Raw genomic sequence first — 19,044 nt, forward strand, 5'->3', positions numbered from 1 at the left:
TTCGCAGAAAGGTGAATATAAGAAGAGAGCGGCTCTTCCCTGGACGATGCGCGCCACCGATTTTCAATTTGCGCCAAGCATTGCAGCGGAAGACGAACATGCCCAAACAGAAAAAGCCTACTTTTGTCAGTACGGGAATTACCGGGCTCGATGAGATTTTGCGCGGCGGCCTGCCAGCGTCGAACCTTTATATGCTGCAGGGAGCGCCGGGATCGGGTAAAACGACAGCCGCTCTGCAATTTTTGCGCGCGGGTGTCGAGGCCGGCGAAAGCTGCATATACGTCACGCTCTCCCAGACCGCCGCAGAGCTTGAAGCTATCGCCATTTCGCACGGGTGGACGCTCGATGGGATCCGGGTCGAGGAACTGTCGACATCCGGTACCGTCAACGAAGCGGACGATCAGAGCATCTTCCTGACGGCCGATCTTCGTCTGGACGAAACGAGAAAAGCTATCGAAGCGGCGATCGAGGAACACAAGCCGCGCCGTCTCGTCTACGACTCCCTTCTCGAAATCAGGCTCATCACCGGCGATAGCCCCCGTTTTCGCCGCGAGTTGATTGGCTTTAAGTCATTCCTTGCCAAACAGAACGTCGTGGCCTTGCTGCTCGATACCCAGACCGCTGGCGCCGACCGCAGTGGCGAGGAGGTCGAGGGGCTTGCTCATGGTGTGATCCGGTTTGACAAGTCGCTCGAGGAATATGGCGGTGTGCGCCGCCGCATCGAGGTCTCTAAGATGCGCGGCGTACCGATTGCCGACGGATATCACGACATGGCTATCCGCGAAGGGGAGGGCGTCCTCGTGTTCCCTCGAATTATGTCCAGCAAGGCGTCGGAAAATCCGAAGCCGCAACTGATCAAATCCGGTGTCGCAGAGCTCGACGAAATGTTTGGGGGAGGCCAGGAGGCCGGGACCACGACACTCGTCATCGGGCAGTCGGGCACCGGCAAGTCGACGATGTCATCCCTCTACGCCACAGCAGCGCTCGAGCGCGGTGAAAGTGTGGCGCTGTTCCTGTTCGAGGAGCGGCTGGAAACCTTCTTCCGCCGTTCCGAGGGCCTGGGTATGGAACTGAGGCAGTTCCATAAAGACGGCAAACTCATCTTGCGAGATTTCAATCCCAATGAAATCTCGCCGGGAGAGTTCGGCCAGATCGTCCAGGATGCGGTCACACAGAACAAGTCGAAGGTGGTGGTGATCGACAGCCTGACGGGATACCTAAATTCTCTGCCGCACCGCGAGAAAGCGGTGCGCGATATCCAGTCCCTCTTGAAGTATTTGGCCCGCTCCGGTGTCCTGACCATGTTGATTGTCGCTCAACACGGCTTGATAGGCCAGAATGTTGGCATAGATGTCGATGTCAGCTTTCTTGGCGATACCGTCCTGCTGTTGCGGATCATGGAGCATGAGGGGCGGCTGCGCCGGAATATAACCGTGGTCAAGAAGCGCCACGGCCCGCATGATCTTAATGTACGTGAACTGCTGATCGAAAGCGGTAGCGTCAGCGTGGTTGCCTATAATCCGCTTCCAGATCCAAAATGAATGATGTTCCAACCGACAGCGAGCTGGACTGGGTGCTCGTCCTGGCTCCCTTTCGCAAGGATGCCGATTACATTGCAGCATTTCTTCGGGAACAGATGATCGAGGTCATGCCCGCAAAGGCCGGCGACGAGCTGGGTGAGCACTTAGCCCGTTCGCCCGGCATCATTGTCATTACCCATGAGGCGCTCAATCCGGAGGCAGTTGCGCGCATTGCGGAGCATCTTGCAGAGCAGCCCGACTGGTCGGAAGTACCCATCATCGTCCTCCTGGAACGTAGCGCGCCGATTGCACGAATCCGTGTCCAATTGCAGAATTCCTGGCCCGGAGCACGTCTCCTGTTTCACACGCGCCCAATAGCCCCGCTGGAACTTGTGAACGGGATCCAGTCAAACCTCCTGGTACGACTGCGCCAACGTCAGGTCCGAGATTCCATCGAGCGCGAAAGAGAGCTTCGTCTGGAGCTCAATCACAGGGTAAAAAACATCCTGGCAAGCGTTGGCTCGATCTTTCAGATGACTCGACGCGGAGCCACAACCGTCGAGGACCTCGCCAGCGATTATACCGGTCGCCTTCAAGCGCTTTCCGACGTGCATACGGCCGTTTTCGAAGCCGGTGGCGAGGAGGTCGCGCTTTCCGCAGTGGTTGACCTGACTGTCTCTCCTTACAACAAGGATGGCGTGAGCCGCATAAAAGTCAGTGGGCCGGGCATTGTCGTCAGTCGCAACGCTGGAACGACGATAGCGCTGTGCCTGCATGAGCTCATCACCAACGCCATCAAATACGGTGCGCTCTCCCGACCTGAGGGGCATGTAGAGATCGTCTGGACATTCGCAAAAGACGACAGTTCCGATTTCTCCCTTAACTGGACCGAAGTGGGCGGGCCCATGGTTCGCGAGCCGACGCGGCAGGGATACGGCACGCGATATGTGAGGTCTGCGTTGGGATCGCTGTTCGGAACGGCTCCCGAAATCGTTTTTGCTCCAGGTGGCTTCCGATGCAGCGTAAGCGGTCCCGTGACAAGGATTTCGAGCGGCACCACAGGTTCATGACCATTTCCGCAAGCGGCGCGTGATCGAGATTTCTCGTAATACTTTTGCAGATAGTTGGCGGCCAAGGATCGATTTAGCCGCCTGCGCGTACCTTTCTCTCGCGTCAAAAGGACACCGGGCTCCTTCACGGAATCCTTTCCTTTGTTCGGCTACGAGCTATCCGAGTACGAAAACCTGTTCGACGAAAAGCTCGATCTCTTCTCCGCCGTTATCAAAGAGCCCGTCGTGAACTGGACGGGGAGCATACGTCCGCCCGTCGTCGACCAGCGTATATTCATCGAGGCTGGATCCTTGAAGACGTGGGTGGGGGTGGGCGGCAGTCCGAATTCCGCCGCTGGCGCGAAAATTCCGTGGGGCCCTGCATTCCTCGCTCCGATCGCCAAGCGTGTCCGTGACGAGGTGGGCATCCCGGTTTCTTCCGGCTGGGGAATGGATACGCCGGAGATTGCCGAACGGGTTGTCCGCGACAGGCAGGTCGACCTCGTCAAGGTTAGGCGGGCGATGCTCGCAAATCCGCATTGGCCGTATGTTGCCGCCGTTGAAGGCCTCGTGCGGCGCGCGGTCCACTTAGGTCGTGTGCTTGACGGTATTCGTCGCAGTATCGATGAACGTCACGGAATTCGAGCCGATCGAAACGACGGCGATCGTCTTGTGGTCGGTAGGGAAGCCCACGCCGTGGACGAGAACCTGGCCCTTGTAGAGCGGCCTCAGATTGCCCGGCTGCGGATCGCCGAGCTTGATCACACCAAGAAGTTTGTTGTCGACCGGATCGGTGACCGACACGGTGTTGGAGAACTGCTCGGCGGCGTAAACCCGCAAGATCGGCGTTTGGATTGACGACATCACGGCGGACCGCCTCGACGTCATAATTGATTTCGACAACAAACGTGACCGGTATCCGTCGTCGATCCGCACGTTCAATGATGCGGCCAAAGAGTTCCAACGGAAGTTGGCCTTGGCCTGCGGCTGTTCTGGGCATGAACTGATATGCAAGGCGGGTGTTTGGGTCGGTAAAAAACTGTTCCCGCAGTCTCACTCCAGCGGCGTCGTCAACTGCCGCGGCGTCACGCCTGTGAAACGCTTTAATTGTCGGTTGGCGGAGGGGCAATCGTCGTAGGGATCAGCACCCGCCAGGAAAATCTGGATGATCGAAAGGGACGTGATTGCCGGATTATGTACCCCGTATGGATCGACAGCTTCACCGTCCTGACGAACTGCAGAATGTGGTGGGCCCGGCAGAACTCGAACCTGCAACCACTCAGTTATGAGCCGACGGCTCTCAACCTTCCGGCTCCGGATAGGGGCTGTCGACCCATGAGGTGATGTTTTGGAAATCCCACTGAGGCAATCCTGAGCGGACTCTGAGTTCAAAATCATCGGATTCGAGCAAAACCTGAGCGGCTTTTACACTACGTTACGTGGCCCTATTTTCTCTTTAGTTCCATAACCTACCTTACGCAGCTTTGACATGTAGCGGGGTACATTCTATTTTCAAGTGCGACATGCCAATGATTTCAAGGGTTTCACTTTGGAGATTTTGGTATGTCTCGATGCTACACGCAGATCACCCTCGCCGATCGCCGACGCCTGCATCACCTGGTGGCGTCAAGCGTTCCCATCAACGAGATGGCCCGTCAGCTCGGGCGTCATCGCTCGACCATATACCGCGAGATCAGGCGCAATACGTTTCACGATCGCGAACTGCCGGACTACGACGGCTATTACAGTACGGTTGCCGACGGTATTGCCAAGGAGCGGCGCCGCCGGTTGAGAAAGCTGCAGCGCCACCCGACTTTGCGCACAGAGATTGTCAGCCAGCTGGAGGCTCGCTGGTCGCCGGAACAAATTGCCGGACGCCTGCTGTCGGACGGCCTCAGTCTCATTCGCGTTTGTAAGGAGACGATCTATCGCTTCATCTACAGCAAAGAAGATTATGGGCTCGGTCTCTATCAATATCTACCAGAGGCACGCCGCAAACGTCGTCCTATGCGATCAAGAAAGCCACGCGACGGTGCGTTTCCGGCCACGCACCGCATATCCCAACGACCTGATTTCGTTGGAGATAGATCACAGTTTGGGCATTGGGAGGGCGACCTGCTCATCTTCGAACGCCCACTCGGCCATGCGAATGTCACTACTCTCGTGGAGCGCAGGAGCCGCTATACCGTTCTCATCAAGAACCCGAGCCGACACTCGCGCCCGATCATGGACAAGATCATCAGAGCGTTTTCGCCTTTACCGGCATTCGCGCGTCAAAGCTTCACATTTGATCGTGGTACCGAGTTTGCCGGATTCAGGGCTTTGGAAGATGGGATCGGTGCGTGCAGTTGGTTTTGCGACCCAAGTGCACCTTGGCAAAAAGGCACAGTCGAGAACACCAATAAGCGCATTCGACGCTATCTGCCTGGTACCACAGATCTGGCAGAAGTTTCACAACGCGACCTTCTCTACCTTGCACGCCATATCAACAATCAACCGCGCAAATGTCTCGGATACCGGACGCCGACCGAGGTGTTTATGGCGCATTTGCACGAAGACAGGTGATCCCCTATCCTGCAAAGCAGGCATGATGCACTTGGGTTAGCTTCTCCACGGCTATTTAGTAATGCGACAGTTGGGCCAGTTAGACATGCGACAGTCTCGCCTTTCGATGCACTGGTCAACATCAATGTTGGGACCAAGGATGACGACGTCCAGCCTGGTGGAGACCAGGAGCGAACGGAGTCGTCATGTCCTGTTTGATCACCATGTCGCAGAAAGAATTGCATCGCCTCGAAGTCATCCAGAAGATCCGGGATCATCGCTTGAGTGTAGTTCAGGCGGCCGAACTGCATGCTCTCTGTCGCAGTCAGGTCCACAGGCTGCTACAGGCTTATGACAGTGCCGGTTCGGCCGGCCTCTTGTCGAAGAAGCGATCACGATGTCCGCATTTACCTGAAAAGAGGCCGTCGCCGTCCTCCTCTCCATTGCTCCTGGCGGCGAAATGATCGTTGACCATGACGGAGACGTGCATCATCGCCAACACGGGATGGCGTCTGGCATTGCCCTCGGCGATGGGGGTGACGTACTTGGCCGCGATGTCGAACAGGACTGTTGCCATTGTCCGCATCGATCACGGCGTCCAGGAAGCCGTCGACATCGATGGCGCGCGTCTGAATATTGCACAGGGGCCGCCAGGAGGGTCTTGGACGCTATTTGCAGTCAGTTCCTTCGCGCCGCTGCCGATTTCAAAATAATCAAAAAATCGCAGATCATGTTATTTATAATCAACTTTCCACACTAATAATCGATTTTCCACTTTTCTGCGTTTAGAGCTATAATCAATTCTCCGCAAAAACCGCACAAAATAACCGAAAATAAATGAAATTAATCCACTCTCCACATTGACACGTGATGGTAATCGTATTTCCATATCTTTAATTGATTTCCCACACGGAGCCAATCATGACGTTCAGACCATTCCCCCGCATATTTCAGGAACGTTTGGTGCCGGCACGCGCCACCCTTGTCGGCTGGAGCGCTCTGATAACCGAATTTTCGGTAGAGGCTCCCTTGAAAACACCAACAGCCATTTCAGACGTCACCCTCAGGGATACCAAACGAGAGATGGACGGCTGGAAAATCTACGATGCCCGCTATGCGCCCGCCAATACCCTCGCTGGTCATCTGACGTTCGCCCTACGTTACGAAGGCGTCGACTTGCTGATACTCAAGCGTCTCCTTACCGCGGCACCAAAACGTGAAATCGAGGAATTGGTGCTCAGCGAACCGACGGGGGCGATGGCCCGCCGCGTCTGGTTTTTCTATGAATGGCTGACAGATGAAAAACTAAATGTTCCAGATGCCAATCGCGGCAACTACGTCGATGCCATCGATCCGGCCGCGTATTTTACATCTCTGCCGGCCAATTCGACCCGCCACCGCGTGAGGAACAACTTGTTAGGCAACCGCGAGTTCTGCCCGATGGTAAGAAGGACGCCTACACTTGACAATGCTGTCGGCAGCCATTGGGACGTGCAGACAAAAGACCTGATAGGCGGAGTCAGCACAGGCGTTATCGCGCGCGCGGCCAGCTTCATGTTACTTGCTGACACACAGGCCTCCTATCAAATCGAAGGTGAACGCCCGCCCCGAAATCGGCTTGAACGATGGATGAGAGCCGTTTCCCAAGCTGGCAAATACCCACTTTCCGTAGATGTACTTGAGCGCCTGCAAACCATCGTTATCGAAGAAGACCGCTTTATAAAACAAGGCCTGCGTGACGAAGATGGATTTATTGGTGTACGAGACCGAGAAAACAATCCACTGCCAGAATTCGTGTCAGCCCGACATGAAGACGTTAAAGCTCTTATTGAAGGCATAATCGATGCTGGGCAGAGAATGGCGGAAAGCGGAGTAGACGCCGTTGTGCAAGCGACTATTGTGGCGTTCGGCTTCGTCGCAGTGCATCCGTTCGTTGATGGGAACGGACGACTACACCGCTATCTGATACACCATGTACTTGCCGAACGCGGCTTCACGCCCGCAGGATTGATATTCCCAGTCTCAACTGTTCTGCTCGATCGCGAAGCCGACTACGCAGCGCACCTACGCAACTTCACCGGACCCCTTCTACCGTATATCGAGTGGGTGCCGACTGCGCAGCAGAACGTTTCCGTCCTGAACGACACCGCCGATCTTTATCGCTACGGCGATTATACATCCCTGTCAGAATTCTTATACGCGTGCGTCATCAGGACAATCGAAGAAGACCTTCCCAAAGAAATTGCATATTTGGCTTCATACGACGAGGCGAAACAAAGAATACAGGACCTGCTGGAGATGCCAGATTCGATGATTGGCTCGCTTATTACGTTCGTTAGCCAGAACAACGGTCAACTCTCCAAAAAGCGAAGAAATAGGGAATTCGTGAAGCTGACGGACAAAGAAGTGGCCAACATCGAGCAGATCATTGCCGATGCGTTCGAGCCGGAAGATCACGAGAGCACACAAAATCACTGAGAACCCGCTGGCCGGCGGTAGACGGGCAAAGGATGAAGCCATGAGAATACTCGTCGTAGGAGCAGGCAGCATAGGCGGTTATTTTGGCGGCCGTCTGCTCGAAGCAGGCAGGGACGTCACCTTCCTTGTCCGCCAGCATCGCGCTGAGAAACTTGCCACGCAAGGACTGGTTGTCAAGAGTTCGGTTGGCGACCTGAGCGTCTCTAACCCGGCGACCGTTATCGCAGGAAATTTGAAGCAGCACTACGATCTCGTATTGCTGAGCTGCAAAGCCTACGATCTCGAGCAGGCAATCACAGACTTCTCACCAGCCGTCGGCCCGTCTACGCGAATTCTCCCCCTTCTGAACGGCATGCGGCACATGGAGATGCTCGATAACCGATTTGGCTCCGGGCGCGTCCTTGGCGGCCTTTGCATGATTGCGACGTCTTTGAATTCGGACGGCGAGATAGTTCACACGGGGCGACTGCAAAGCTTGACGCTGGGCGCTCGCGACCCTCAGAACGAAGGCTTCGCAGGAGAGGTCGAGAAGACCTTCAGTGGAGCGGACTTCGAAGTCATCCGTAGCAATCTCATTGTCCAAGAGATGTGGGAGAAATGGGTATTTATCGCAACCAACGCCGGGCTGACCACTTTGATGAGAGCGCCTATCGGCGACATCGTCGAGGCAGGTGGGAACGATGTGGCGGAAGCGCTGCTCGATGAATGCAACGCGATTTCGAACGCATGCGGCTACCCGGTACGGCCTGAGGTCCTCAAGCGATTTAGAAAGATGTTCACTGCGGCAGGATCGCCGATGACGGCGTCGCTTTTCCGCGATCTCGAGGGCGGCGGCAAGATCGAGGCCGATCACATAATCGGGGATATGTTGGGCAGAGCGTCCGACATGGCATCGGCGTCGGTTTTACGGATCGCGTTTGTGCATATGAGGGCTTACGAAGCGCGCAGACGGCGGTTGGCGGAAAGTGACGGGCGTTAACGGAGAATAAATTGACGGAGCCGTGGCCTTTGCAAGCGCGCCTCTGCAACACCAGCATCGACGACTAGCGCCACTGCGGACGCGATCTCTGAGCTGGCCATCCCGATAATTAGGACGGCCTGTTCGCTCAATAATCTCGATCGCTGAAGCTCAGGAGCAGCCGACCATTCGATGATGTACTTCAATCGTCAGAAATCTTCGTTGAGCTGCACAATCGTGTACGTTCGACCGCGGCTCCGAGTTTACCGACTGGCCGTATCTACAGGCAGGGATCGGAGCGCAGACCTGGTTCTGCGATCCGCAATCGCCCTGAAAAAAGACACCGTGGAAAACACCAATTGCCGGGCCCGCAAATGGCTGTCGAGAGAGGTCAATCCGCTGTCAATCACCGAGGGCGATCTGGTGGAGATCTGCAACAGGCTAAACTCGACGCCGCGTAAATGCCTCGGTTACAAAACGCCGGCAGAGGTCTTTCGTCAAAAAGTTCTCGCCCAAATCAGGCGCGCGGGTATCTTCGGAAGCGCGTAAGTCGCGGTTCGCCCTGAACTCACACCTGACAAGCAGAATTTCTATGCTAGGGTGAGCCGCGCGCTCGGTGGCGAGTGCGGTATCGGGCATAGCGACTATTTCAGATCGCTCCTCGATAACACGGATACCCATTGGTCATCCGACGAAGACGGGGCGCAGTTCATGACAGGGAGCATCCAGCTCCGGAGAAACCCCGCAGACAGTGGCTGATCGCACGCGTGCATAAGACTGGCACCAATACAGGGGAACAAAATGCCTGCTCATTCCGCCTCACGCCTGCCTTGGCTTGCTTTCATTTTCGGGGTCGCCTCTTATAGCGCAATGGCGCAGACGCCCCCGCCTCCGTCCGTATCGGTGGCCAAACCCATCGTCAGGGAGGTCACCGACGCCGACGAATTTATCGGGCGCTTCCAGGCCGCCGAAGAAGTCTCTGTCCGCTCGCGGGTGGGAGGCTACCTGGACAGCATCGCCTTCAAGGATGGCAGCCTTGTCAAGCAGGGCGACCTCCTGTTCCAGATCGACCAGCGTCCATACGTGACGGCGCGGGATTCGGCACAGGCGTCGCTTGCGGTTGCCAACTCCAGCCTGACCTATGCGAAGGCCCAGTTCGACCGTGTCAACGCACTCGTCACGTCCGGCAGCCAGACGGTCGCCACGCTCGACGACAGACGCCGCGAACTGCAGTCCGCGGAGGCCAACCTCCAGGGTGCTAAGGCCAGCCTCGAGCGGGCCAACCTCGACCTGACCTACAGCCGGATCACCGCGCCGCTTACGGGCCGCATCGACCGGCATTTGATCTCGGTCGGCAATCTCGTGCAGGCCGACATCACCCCGCTTACCACCATCGTTTCCCTTGATCCTATCGACTTCTATTTCGACGTCGACGAACGGCGCTTGTTATCATACGCGGAGGCAGCCCGCGCCAAGGGCAGCGTCCTGCAGGAAGGTGGCGGCGGCCTCGAGGTCACCGTCAAACTGGGCGACCGCGACCAGACGATGTTCAAGGGCAAGCTGGACTTCTCTGAAAACCGGGTCGACGCCGAAAGTGGCACCATGCGGGTCCGGGCATCCTTCCCCAATCCGAACTTCGTGCTCCAGCCCGGTCTCTTTGGAAGGCTCGAGCTGAAAGGCTCCAACTCCTACACCGCCGTTCTCGTGCCCGACGAGGCGATCTCGGCCGACCAGAACGAGCGCATCGTCTACGTTCTGAACCCAGACAACACTGTCGTAACCAAGCCCGTTCGCACCGGGCCGAAGATCCTTGGATACCGTGCGATCCGCGGAGGGCTGAAGGGCGACGAGACCATCGTCATACGGGGCGTGGTCAAGGTAAGACCGGGTATCAAGGTCGCCCCCGTGCAGGTCGTTCTGCCTCCCCAGAGCGACGACGCTCCGGCATCGAGCCAGGAAGCCGCAGTTGTGGAGACAACGAAATGAGATTTGCCCATTTCTTCGTCGACCGCCCGATCTTCGCCTCGGTCATATCCGTGCTGCTTTTGCTCATCGGCACCATTGCCTACACCCAGTTGCCGATCGCCCAGTACCCCGAGATCGCGCCACCGACGATCGTCGTCCGCACATCTTACCCCGGAGCCGACCCGCAAACGATCGCAGACACTGTGTCGACGCCGATCGAGCAGGAGGTCAACGGCGTCGAGGACATGCTCTACATGTCGTCCTATTCCAGCGCCGACGGCGTCATGTCGCTGACCATCACCTTCGCGCTCGGCACCGATCTCGACAAGGCGCAGGTCTTGACGCAGAATCGGGTCGCCATCGCCCTGCCCCGGCTGCCGCCCGAAGTGCAGCGGCTTGGCGTCACGACCCAGAAGTCGTCGCCCGACCTGATGATGGTCATCCACATCCTGTCGCCGAGCGGCAGGTACGACCAGCTCTATACGTCGAACTACGCCCGCAACAGGATCCGCGACCAGCTTGTCAGGCTACAGGGCGTCGGAGACGTGCAGATATTCGGCGAGCGGCAGTACTCCATGCGCGTCTGGCTCGATCCGGAAAAGCTGTCCGCATACGGAATGACGGCGACAGACGTCGTCAATGCGATGCGCGACCAGAACGTCCAGGTCTCAGGCGGCTCGATCGGCGGGCCGCCTGCCGACAAGGACAACGCTTTCAACTACACGGTCCGCACCGATGGCCGATTTTCCGATACCCGCCAGTTCCGGTATGTGATCGTCAAGACGACGCCCAGCGGACGACTGGTCCAGTTGCAGGATGTCGCCCGCGTCGAACTCGGTGCGCAGGATTATGTGACGAACAGCTATCTGAACAACAATCCGGCTGTCGCGCTCGGCATCTTCGCTCGTCCAAGCACGAATGCGCTCGATACCGCCGCGCAGATCCGGAAGATCATGGGCGATCTGTCCAAGAACTTCCCGCCGGGGCTCGAGTACCACATTGTCTATGACACTACGGCATTCGTCTCGGATTCCATCGCTGAGGTCTATCGGACGATCGTCGAAGCGGCGATCCTCGTCGCCCTCGTGGTTCTTGTCTTCCTGCAATCCTGGCGAACCGCGATCATTCCAATCGTGGCCATTCCCGTGTCGCTCGTCGGCACCTTCGCCTTCCTGCTCGCGTTCGGATTCAGTCTGAACATGCTTACCCTTTTCGGACTCGTGCTCGCCATCGGTATTGTCGTCGACGACGCGATCGTCGTAGTGGAAAACGTCGAGAGAAACCTGGCTAAGGGCATGAGTCCCCGGCGTGCTGCGCACGTCACGATGAATGAGGTCGGCACGGCGGTCATCGCGATCTCCCTCGTGTTGATCGCCGTCTTCGTGCCGACAGCTTTTATCCCCGGCATCTCCGGGCAATTCTACAGGCAATTCGCGATCACGATCTCAATCGCGACCGCAATCTCCGCTCTCAACTCGCTGACGCTGTCACCTGCACTTGCCGCCATTGTCCTCCAGAAGCATGGCACCGGAAAGGTGCGCAACGATCCTTTCTCGCGCGCGGGCCGAGGCGCGGCCCACATCTTCAACCGTGGCTTCGACCGGATGAGCGGCGGCTACTCGTGGATTATCCGCAAGGTCGTTAGCAGCCGGATCGGAATAGCCGTCTCCATGCTTGTCTTTGCATGCCTGCTCGGAGCGACATGGTTCATGAGCACGCAGGTTCCGAACGGCTTCATCCCGGTCATGGACCAGGGATACGCGATCGTCGTGGTACAGTTGCCCGATGGCTCGTCGCTGGAGCGCACGGACGCAGTCGTCAAGCAGGTGGCCGACATCGCGAGCAAGACGCCGGGCGTTGCAAACGCCGTCGAGTTCGCAGGCTTCAGCGGGGCGACGTTCACCAATGCCTCCAACGCGGGCGTAGTCTTCACGCCCTTCAAGCCATTCGAGGAACGTGTCGCCAACGGTGACAGCGCCACCAAGATCATCGGAAGCCTCTACAAGAATCTGCAGGGCATCCAGGACGCCTTCATCATCGCCATCCCGCCGCCGTCAGTCCGGGGAGTCGGCAGTTCGGGCGGCTTCAAGATGATGATCAAGGACGAAGAGAGCGCGGACATGGCCCGTGCCCTCGGTCTCGCCCGGCAGATGATGGGCGCAGCCAACCAGACTCCAGGCCTCACGGGCGTATTCACGACCTTCTCGCAGTCTAGCCCCGAATACTACATTTCGATCGACCGGGATAAGGCCCAGTTCCTGAACGTGCCGATCCCCAACATCTTCGAGACTCTGTCGAGCAACCTTGGCATCTCTTATGTGAACGACTTCAACGCGTTCGGACGGGTTTATCAAGTGAGGGCTCAGGCGGACAAGCGATTCCGGATGGAGGGTTCGGACATCCTGGCTCTCAAGGTGCGTTCTGCCACCGGCGCTCTCGTGCCGATGGGGACACTGATCGATATCAAGGACACCACCGGCCCGGCGCTCGTGCAGCGATACAACATGTACGTCTCTGTGCCGCTCCAGGGTAACCCCACGCCCGGAACGTCGACGGGTGATGCGATCAAGAAAATGGAGGGTTTGGCGGCCCAGATCCTGCCACCAGGCACCACTTTCGAATGGACCGAACTCGCTTACCAGGAGACCCACGCCGGCGGCAGCAGCACCTACATCTTCGCGCTGGCGGTCGTCTTCGTGTTCCTAGCCCTGGCGGCCCAATACGAAAGCTGGGTGCTCCCGCTGGCGATCATCATGATCGTGCCGTTGGCGGTACTTGGGGCTCTCTGCGGCGTCTACCTCAGGGGCATGGACAACAACATCCTGACCCAGATCGGCTTCGTCGTCCTGATAGGGCTTGCCGCGAAGAACGCCATCCTGATCGTGGAATTCGCGAGGCAGGCCCAGGACGAAGGCAAGAGCGCGGTGGACGCTGCGGTCGAGGCCAGTCACCTCCGCCTGCGGCCGATCCTGATGACGGCTTTCGCCTTCATCTTCGGCGTGCTGCCGCTGGCGGTCGCCACCGGTCCCGGATCGGAGATGCGTCAGTCGCTCGGCACGGCGGTGTTCTCGGGAATGCTCGGCGTCACCCTGTTCGGCGTGTTCCTGACCCCGGTCTTCTACGTCCTGCTTCGTTCTCGCTATCGTCCGCGCAACATCGAGGAAGATGAGGCCGACGTGGTGAACCACGAGGCTGCCGAGTAATCATCGAGCGGCAGCAGCATTCGTGCCCAACCTATGGCAAATCGGGTCATCACACCCAATGCGGAAGACCAAATTGAAGCCGCAAGCGCAACGATCGCGAGTTCGGAAAACACCTCATCCCAAGGCATCTGTCACCAAAATTCTTGATCGATGATCGATGATAGACACCGACGCTTCAGCAAAATGTTTCGAAGTTTGCCGTGGCAGAGAGAAGAATGCGAAAAGTTGTGAAATCCTTGGACGGCCATCGGCGATGACAGTCGAGCTAAGCGGTCTCGAAGGTTGGTGAACCGTCCCTCGTCCAATTCATGCCCCGCCATCGCCCAATTCCTCGTGAATGGAGGCTATGATCTCCGTCCGCTGCTGGGCAGACTTCCCGGCCTGGGCGGCAAACGTGAGTGCGAGCAGCCGGACGACGCTCATGACCGTCGTATGCGACGGGCCGAGGGCAAAGCTTGCGACATGGCACGGCAGCACGACGCGCGAGTATCGCTGGGCGTCGAGCATCGAGTTCCGATCCGTGACTGTGATCACGTTAACCCGTGTCGTCTCGGCATAACTCAGGATCGGTTTCAAAATCGGCTGATGCGGCGGCAGGGTGAAGAGGAGCAGGACATCCTTGGGTCCTGTCATCGCCAGGTCCTCCGCCCATGATCCCTGATTGATCCCGAGTATCATGACGCTGTGGCGAAGACGGGAGAAAAGAAGCCTCGCGTAGCGGGCAACGCCCTCCTCCGTCCCGAGGCCAAGCACCCAGACACGGGGAGCCGCGGCGATGATATCAGCAGCTTCCCGCACCTTGTCCGAACGCATCTCCTCGAATGTCTTGGTAAGGTTCTTCAGCTCCAGTTCCAAATGGGTGCCGATCGTCCGGCCGAGCGCCACCTGCTCCGACTGGGTAATCGACGAGCCATAGGGTTCTATCCGGTTTCGTTCTTCCCGCGCCTGCAGCTTCACCTCGTTGAAGTCGGCGTAGCCGAGATGCTGGAAGAACCGTGCCGCTGTGGCCTTGGACACGCCCGCCATCTCCGCGATTTCGGTCGCCGAATGGGTCAGAATGTCGTCATCCCGGTCGAGAATGAGTTGGGCGAGCTTCTGCTCGCCGGCGGTGAGCCGGGCATACCTTTCCTGGATCCGTAGGACGAGACGCGACGCCATGAGTTCTCCGCTTTGCCGAATGCATAAAAAAGATTACCAGCCCTCTTGCAATAATGAAACTACTGTTTCACTGTGATGAAACAGTGAAACGAGGGCATGATGTCGCAATCCCGGGTGGTCCGTCAGCGAATTTGGGAAAGTTTGAAGGCCGTGGCCCGGCCCGACACGCGCTTCCACATGAGCTTCGGCGACTTCATACCGGATTTCGACGGGGTGGAAGCCGCCACCGACCGCATCACCGAGCTTGGGGCGTTTCGCCAGAGCAAGCTTGCTTTCGTGACGCCGGACAATTCCACCACCGAACTGCGCAGACGGCTGATCAAAGCGCGGGTGCCGTTGGTAACGGCCACCTACAACATACAACGTGGCTTCCTCTACCTGCCCCCGGACGCTGTTCCCGAAGGGGTCGAAGGGTATGCGGCGTGGCTTGACGGCATCGAACACTTTGCGAAGCCGATCACGCTGGAAGGCATAGCCGCGCTCGGACGCATCGACTTCCTCGCCACGGGCGCGTCAGCGGTCTCGGTCGATGGTGTACGATTTGGAAAGGGACATGGGTTCTTCGATCTGGAATGGGGCATGTTCACCGATCTGGGGCTGGTCGTGGATACCGTTACGGTTGCTGCAATCGTTCACGACGTTCAGGTCGTCGAAGATCGCCTGCAGATCAGCGACACCGACATTCCCGTTGATGTCATATCCACTCCGAGCCGCCTGATATCGGTCGCACGGGCCGGAAGACGCCCCCGCGGTGTCAAGTGGGACCTTCTGACCACTGACCAGATCCAGGGAATGCCGCCCTTGCGGGAACTCGCCCGTATTCGCGGAGTCGCATGACAGACTTCAAAAAGCAACGTGGGAACAGACACATGACATTGAATATCGACAGACGCCGCTTCCTCGGCATGATGGGTGCCGCCGCGACCTTGCCTGCCCTAAGCCGAATGGCCTACGCGGCGTCGCCCTTCAACTTCCAGGCTTCCTGGATCAATGACGCGGAGTTCACGGGCTATTTCCTCGCCGCCGACAAGGGCTACTACAAAGACGCAGGCTTGGACCTGAATTACGTCTCCGGCGGCCCCGACGTCATTCCCGAAAGCACGATCATCGCCGGCAAGGCAGACATGACGCTGACGACGCCGGACACGACTATCAAGGCGATCGTCGAACAAGGCGCTCCCTTCAAGATCATCGGTGCGCAGTACCAGAAGAATCCGATCGGCATCATCTCGCTCGCCAAGAACCCGATCAGAGAGCCCAAGGACCTTATCGGCAAGACGCTGGCTGTGCCCCCGGTCAACGTGATTTCGGTAGAAGCTATGCTGAAAATTTCGGGCGTGGACCGCTCGAAGGTCAACATCGTCCCTTACGCCTATGATCCGACGCCGTTGATCAAGGGCGAGATCGACGCCTCGCTCGACTTCGTCACCAACGTTCCTTTCACGATAAAGCAGGCAGGCGAGGAAGCGACGTCGTTCCTACTATACAACTTCGGTTTCACGATCTTCAACGACACCGTCGTGGTGACAGAAGACGCGCTGAAGACGAAGCGCAAGGAAATCGTCGCGTTCATGAAGGCAAGCCGGAAGGGCTGGGAGGAGAACTTCAAGGATCCGGCCGCCGCCCCTTCCGCTTTCAAGGACAGCTGGTTCAAGGGCACTGGCCGCTCGATCGAGAACGAGGTCTATTTCAACACTGCCCAGAAGCCCCTGATTGAGTCCGACAGCGGAATCTTCTCGATGAGCGAAGCCTCCATCGAAGCCAACATCAAAGCGCTGGCCACGGTGGGCATCGCCGCCAAGCGCGGGCATTTCGATACCACTGTCCTCGCGGAAATCGCATGAACCAGCCTTCCGGCATTCGGTTGCAAAACGTGTCGCGGTCCTTTGCGGGCCGCGGCGCAGCCGTGCAGGCGCTGGACAAGGTTTCGCTGGACTGCGCGGCGGGCTCGTTCACCGCACTTATCGGTCCTTCCGGCTGCGGTAAGTCCACCCTGATGCGTATCGGGCTTGGCCTCGACCTCGCGGACGAAGGCTCTGCCCTAACCGCAGGCCTGCCGCCGCTAGAGGCTGCCAAACGCGGCATAACGGGCGTCGCCTTCCAGGACGCAGCGCTGATGCCCTGGCGAAACGTCGAGGACAACGTCGCGCTTCCTTTGGATGTACTTAAGATGCCCCGGCGAGAATACTCCGACAAGATCCGTGGATTGATCGCACTGGTCGGCCTTTCCGGCTTCGAGAAGGCTCTCCCGGGGGAACTGTCAGGCGGCATGCGGCAGCGCGTGGCGATCGCCCGGTCCCTTGTCACCGATCCGAAGGTGCTCTTTCTCGACGAGCCGTTTGGCGCGCTTGACCAGATCCTCCGGCGGCAGATGAATATCGAGCTGCAGCGCATCTGGATGGAAAGCCGCGCAACCACGTTGCTCGTGACCCATGGCATCGACGAGGCAGTATTCCTGGCTGACCGCGTGGTCGTGATGCAGAGTAGGCCGGGGCGGATCGGAAAGATCATCGATATTCCACTGGCCCGACCCCGGCGGCCGGACGTGTTCACAACCTCGGAATTTCATCGCCTGGAAGACGAGATCGCCGGAGCACTCGATGGGCATTGAAGCCGTCGGGAAGCTCTCCACAGTCCGAATCTGGCTGCTCCTGTTGGCAGTCTGGGAGCTAGTGGGTCGGCTGAAGCTGATCGCTCAGGGTGCGCTACCAGCGCCAACTGCCATCGTCGCTCGCATATGGCTGGACGGGGCAGACTATCCGCCGCATCTATGGGCGACGCTCCAAGGTGCAGGAATAGGCTTTATCGTTGGCAACGCTCTGGCAATCGCCGCGGGATGCCTTTTCGCCCTTTTCCCCCTTGCGGCGCGGCTGGGGCGGGGGCTGAACATCGCCCTATTCGCTCTTCCGCCGATTGCAATATCGCCGCTTCTGGTCCTTACATTCTCTGGCATGACGCCTCGTGTCGTGCTCGCTGCGATCGCTTGCTACTTCGTCACGATGACTGCGACGGTTACGGGCATCACCCAGGGCGATAGTCGCATGGTCGACGTTGTTCGGGCCTATGGCGGCAAACGCTGGGCCACGCTCAAGCTGGTCCAGGCGCGCGCGGCACTGCCGTCCATCCTGTCGGGTCTGCGGATAGCTGCACCCAATGCCGTTCTCGGTTCCATCCTTGCCGAATTCGGAGGCGGCGGTCGCTTCGGGCTCGGCGTCTATCTTCTGGGCTCTCTTGGCCGCGGGGAACCGGACCGCCTATGGGGCATCGGGCTTACCGCCACCCTCGTCTCGGGTCTCGCATACGTCATCTTCTCAGTCATCGCTTGCCGCTTCACCGGGGCGACTAAGGCGGTGACTGTCCCTGCCGCACCACCGCGGGGCAAGAGGACGGAGAAGGTCTGGGAGAACGCGCTTCTGACCATCGGTTCGGTTCTTCTGCCGATCCTCCTCTGGTGGTTGCTGCTAGCGGCTACCGGGACGCCTGCCATGATCGCCAAGACGCCCTCAGCGCTTGTCCAGTACCTCTTTTTCCTGCCGACGTCGCCCACTGCGCAAATCCGTCTTCTGCAGGCCTTGGGCCAGACGCTACCGCTGACAATCGTCGGAATGGCACTGGGCGTCGGTTTTGCGTTCGTTCTCGCCATCGCCTCAGTCGTCCGGCCGTCGATCATACGCGGTTTCATGCCCGTGGCACTTGTGAGCCAGACTATGCCGCTCGTCGCATTGACGCCCTTGCTGGTATTGATGCTCGGTCGCGGTCCGTCGGTCATTTTGTGGATCACGGTCTCCGTCACATTCTTCCCCGCATTCGTCACGATGGCTCAGGGTTTGTCCCTGGTGCCGCGGGCCGCGCTGGACGTGCCGCTAGCCTATGGAGCGAGCGCCGTCCAGCAGCTTCGCCTGGTCTCGATTCCCGCGTCGCTGCCTTACCTGTTCGCGGCGATCCGGCTGGCGGTCCCGCGTGCCCTGCTCGGCGTCATGATCGCCGAATGGCTGGCGACCGGCACGGGGCTCGGAAACCTGCTCAATCAATCAAGAGGATATCTCGACTACGGGATGATCTGGACGGTCGCGGTCGTCTCCGTCCTCCTCTCCGTCGTCTTCTACCAAGTCGTCGTCGTCATCGAGCAGCAGGTACTGTCAAGGCGCGGCATGCGCGCCGCTAATTAA

The 19,044-nt window shown here is 58.5% G+C and carries 14 protein-coding genes and 3 pseudogenes; 14 read left to right on the top strand and 3 right to left on the bottom strand.

What is annotated here, in order from left to right; all coding sequences use genetic code 11:
* The first annotated feature begins 98 nt into the window (after nucleotides 1-98).
* The gene (locus tag J5289_RS20115; RefSeq protein WP_209207461.1) at nucleotides 99-1,541 is read left to right on the top strand and encodes an ATPase domain-containing protein; all 1,443 of its coding nucleotides are present in this window, start codon (nucleotides 99-101) and stop codon (nucleotides 1,539-1,541) included.
* Nucleotides 1,538-2,590 carry a sensor histidine kinase gene (locus J5289_RS20120; RefSeq protein ID WP_209207448.1) on the top strand — a complete coding sequence of 351 codons (1,053 nt, stop codon included), beginning with the start codon at nucleotides 1,538-1,540 and terminating at the stop codon, nucleotides 2,588-2,590. Before J5289_RS20115 ends, J5289_RS20120 begins: the two co-directional genes overlap by 4 nt.
* A gap of 570 nt (nucleotides 2,591-3,160) precedes the next feature.
* Here the strand turns inward: J5289_RS20120 and J5289_RS29365 are convergent.
* A pseudogene (locus J5289_RS29365) lies at nucleotides 3,161-3,457 on the bottom strand (YncE family protein); the annotation flags it as partial.
* 675 nt (nucleotides 3,458-4,132) lie between these two features.
* On the opposite strand from J5289_RS29365, the gene J5289_RS20130 reads away from it, so the two are divergent.
* Together J5289_RS20130 and J5289_RS20135 are read left to right on the top strand one after the other, a co-directional pair.
* A complete protein-coding gene (locus tag J5289_RS20130; RefSeq protein ID WP_142825025.1) occupies nucleotides 4,133-5,134 on the top strand; it encodes an IS30 family transposase in 1,002 nt (333 codons plus the stop codon).
* Between the two features lie 185 nt (nucleotides 5,135-5,319).
* A pseudogene (locus J5289_RS20135) lies at nucleotides 5,320-5,511 on the top strand (helix-turn-helix domain-containing protein); the annotation flags it as partial.
* On the opposite strand, the gene J5289_RS20140 reads toward J5289_RS20135, so the two are convergent.
* Complete coding sequence (locus J5289_RS20140) at nucleotides 5,463-5,690, bottom strand: hypothetical protein (RefSeq protein WP_209188165.1); 228 nt, start codon at nucleotides 5,688-5,690, stop codon at nucleotides 5,463-5,465. The pseudogene J5289_RS20135 and the gene J5289_RS20140 overlap by 49 nt on opposite strands.
* On the opposite strand from J5289_RS20140, the gene J5289_RS20145 reads away from it, so the two are divergent.
* From J5289_RS20145 to J5289_RS20165, 6 genes and pseudogenes are all read left to right on the top strand, one after another.
* The gene (locus J5289_RS20145) at nucleotides 5,587-5,826 is read left to right on the top strand and encodes a hypothetical protein (RefSeq protein ID WP_209188125.1); all 240 of its coding nucleotides are present in this window, start codon (nucleotides 5,587-5,589) and stop codon (nucleotides 5,824-5,826) included. The two genes, J5289_RS20140 and J5289_RS20145, sit on opposite strands and share 104 nt — an antisense overlap.
* A 208-nt stretch (nucleotides 5,827-6,034) precedes the next feature.
* Nucleotides 6,035-7,591 carry a Fic family protein gene (locus J5289_RS20150; RefSeq protein WP_209188124.1) on the top strand — a complete coding sequence of 519 codons (1,557 nt, stop codon included), beginning with the start codon at nucleotides 6,035-6,037 and terminating at the stop codon, nucleotides 7,589-7,591.
* 40 nt (nucleotides 7,592-7,631) lie between these two features.
* Nucleotides 7,632-8,570 (top strand): 2-dehydropantoate 2-reductase, encoded by a 939-nt coding sequence (gene panE / locus J5289_RS20155; protein ID WP_209188161.1) that lies wholly within the window; start codon nucleotides 7,632-7,634, stop codon nucleotides 8,568-8,570.
* 205 nt (nucleotides 8,571-8,775) lie between these two features.
* Nucleotides 8,776-9,098, top strand: a pseudogene (locus J5289_RS29370) (transposase); the annotation flags it as partial.
* A 252-nt stretch (nucleotides 9,099-9,350) separates the two neighbouring features.
* Complete coding sequence (locus J5289_RS20160) at nucleotides 9,351-10,535, top strand: efflux RND transporter periplasmic adaptor subunit (protein ID WP_209188123.1); 1,185 nt, start codon at nucleotides 9,351-9,353, stop codon at nucleotides 10,533-10,535.
* Nucleotides 10,532-13,717 carry an efflux RND transporter permease subunit gene (locus tag J5289_RS20165; RefSeq protein ID WP_209188122.1) on the top strand — a complete coding sequence of 1,062 codons (3,186 nt, stop codon included), beginning with the start codon at nucleotides 10,532-10,534 and terminating at the stop codon, nucleotides 13,715-13,717. Before J5289_RS20160 ends, J5289_RS20165 begins: the two co-directional genes overlap by 4 nt.
* A 306-nt stretch (nucleotides 13,718-14,023) precedes the next feature.
* Here J5289_RS20165 and J5289_RS20170 read toward each other — a convergent pair whose 3' ends face one another.
* On the bottom strand, nucleotides 14,024-14,875 hold the full coding sequence (locus J5289_RS20170; protein WP_209188121.1) for a MurR/RpiR family transcriptional regulator: 852 nt from the start codon (nucleotides 14,873-14,875) through the stop codon (nucleotides 14,024-14,026).
* Nucleotides 14,876-15,025: 150 nt separating this feature from the next.
* Between J5289_RS20170 and J5289_RS20175 the strand changes: the two genes are divergently transcribed.
* From J5289_RS20175 to J5289_RS20190, 4 genes are read left to right on the top strand one after another with little or no spacing between them, the layout of a single operon-like run.
* Complete coding sequence (locus J5289_RS20175) at nucleotides 15,026-15,712, top strand: 5-formyltetrahydrofolate cyclo-ligase (protein ID WP_257625505.1); 687 nt, start codon at nucleotides 15,026-15,028, stop codon at nucleotides 15,710-15,712.
* A gap of 32 nt (nucleotides 15,713-15,744) precedes the next feature.
* A complete protein-coding gene (locus tag J5289_RS20180; RefSeq protein WP_209188119.1) occupies nucleotides 15,745-16,719 on the top strand; it encodes an ABC transporter substrate-binding protein in 975 nt (324 codons plus the stop codon).
* Entirely contained in the window at nucleotides 16,716-17,486 is a 771-nt protein-coding gene (locus J5289_RS20185) for an ABC transporter ATP-binding protein (protein WP_209188118.1), read from the top strand. Before J5289_RS20180 ends, J5289_RS20185 begins: the two co-directional genes overlap by 4 nt.
* A complete protein-coding gene (locus J5289_RS20190; RefSeq protein WP_209207446.1) occupies nucleotides 17,476-19,044 on the top strand; it encodes an ABC transporter permease in 1,569 nt (522 codons plus the stop codon). Before J5289_RS20185 ends, J5289_RS20190 begins: the two co-directional genes overlap by 11 nt.

Origin of the sequence: Rhizobium sp. B230/85 (assembly GCF_019355735.1) — a bacterium.
In the GTDB taxonomy this organism is placed as follows: domain Bacteria; phylum Pseudomonadota; class Alphaproteobacteria; order Rhizobiales; family Rhizobiaceae; genus Rhizobium; species Rhizobium rhododendri.

Coding starts and splice junctions, on each gene's coding strand:
- J5289_RS20185 (WP_209188118.1), top strand. CDS start 16,716: ATGAACCAGCCTTCCGGCATTCGGTTGCAAAACGTGTCGCGGTCCTTT.
- J5289_RS20145 (WP_209188125.1), top strand. CDS start 5,587: ATGACGGAGACGTGCATCATCGCCAACACGGGATGGCGTCTGGCATTG.
- J5289_RS20165 (WP_209188122.1), top strand. CDS start 10,532: ATGAGATTTGCCCATTTCTTCGTCGACCGCCCGATCTTCGCCTCGGTC.
- J5289_RS20120 (WP_209207448.1), top strand. CDS start 1,538: ATGAATGATGTTCCAACCGACAGCGAGCTGGACTGGGTGCTCGTCCTG.
- J5289_RS20130 (WP_142825025.1), top strand. CDS start 4,133: ATGTCTCGATGCTACACGCAGATCACCCTCGCCGATCGCCGACGCCTG.
- J5289_RS20170 (WP_209188121.1), bottom strand. CDS start 14,875: ATGGCGTCGCGTCTCGTCCTACGGATCCAGGAAAGGTATGCCCGGCTC.
- panE (WP_209188161.1), top strand. CDS start 7,632: ATGAGAATACTCGTCGTAGGAGCAGGCAGCATAGGCGGTTATTTTGGC.
- J5289_RS20140 (WP_209188165.1), bottom strand. CDS start 5,690: ATGGCAACAGTCCTGTTCGACATCGCGGCCAAGTACGTCACCCCCATC.
- J5289_RS20115 (WP_209207461.1), top strand. CDS start 99: ATGCCCAAACAGAAAAAGCCTACTTTTGTCAGTACGGGAATTACCGGG.
- J5289_RS20150 (WP_209188124.1), top strand. CDS start 6,035: ATGACGTTCAGACCATTCCCCCGCATATTTCAGGAACGTTTGGTGCCG.
- J5289_RS20160 (WP_209188123.1), top strand. CDS start 9,351: ATGCCTGCTCATTCCGCCTCACGCCTGCCTTGGCTTGCTTTCATTTTC.
- J5289_RS20190 (WP_209207446.1), top strand. CDS start 17,476: ATGGGCATTGAAGCCGTCGGGAAGCTCTCCACAGTCCGAATCTGGCTG.
- J5289_RS20180 (WP_209188119.1), top strand. CDS start 15,745: ATGACATTGAATATCGACAGACGCCGCTTCCTCGGCATGATGGGTGCC.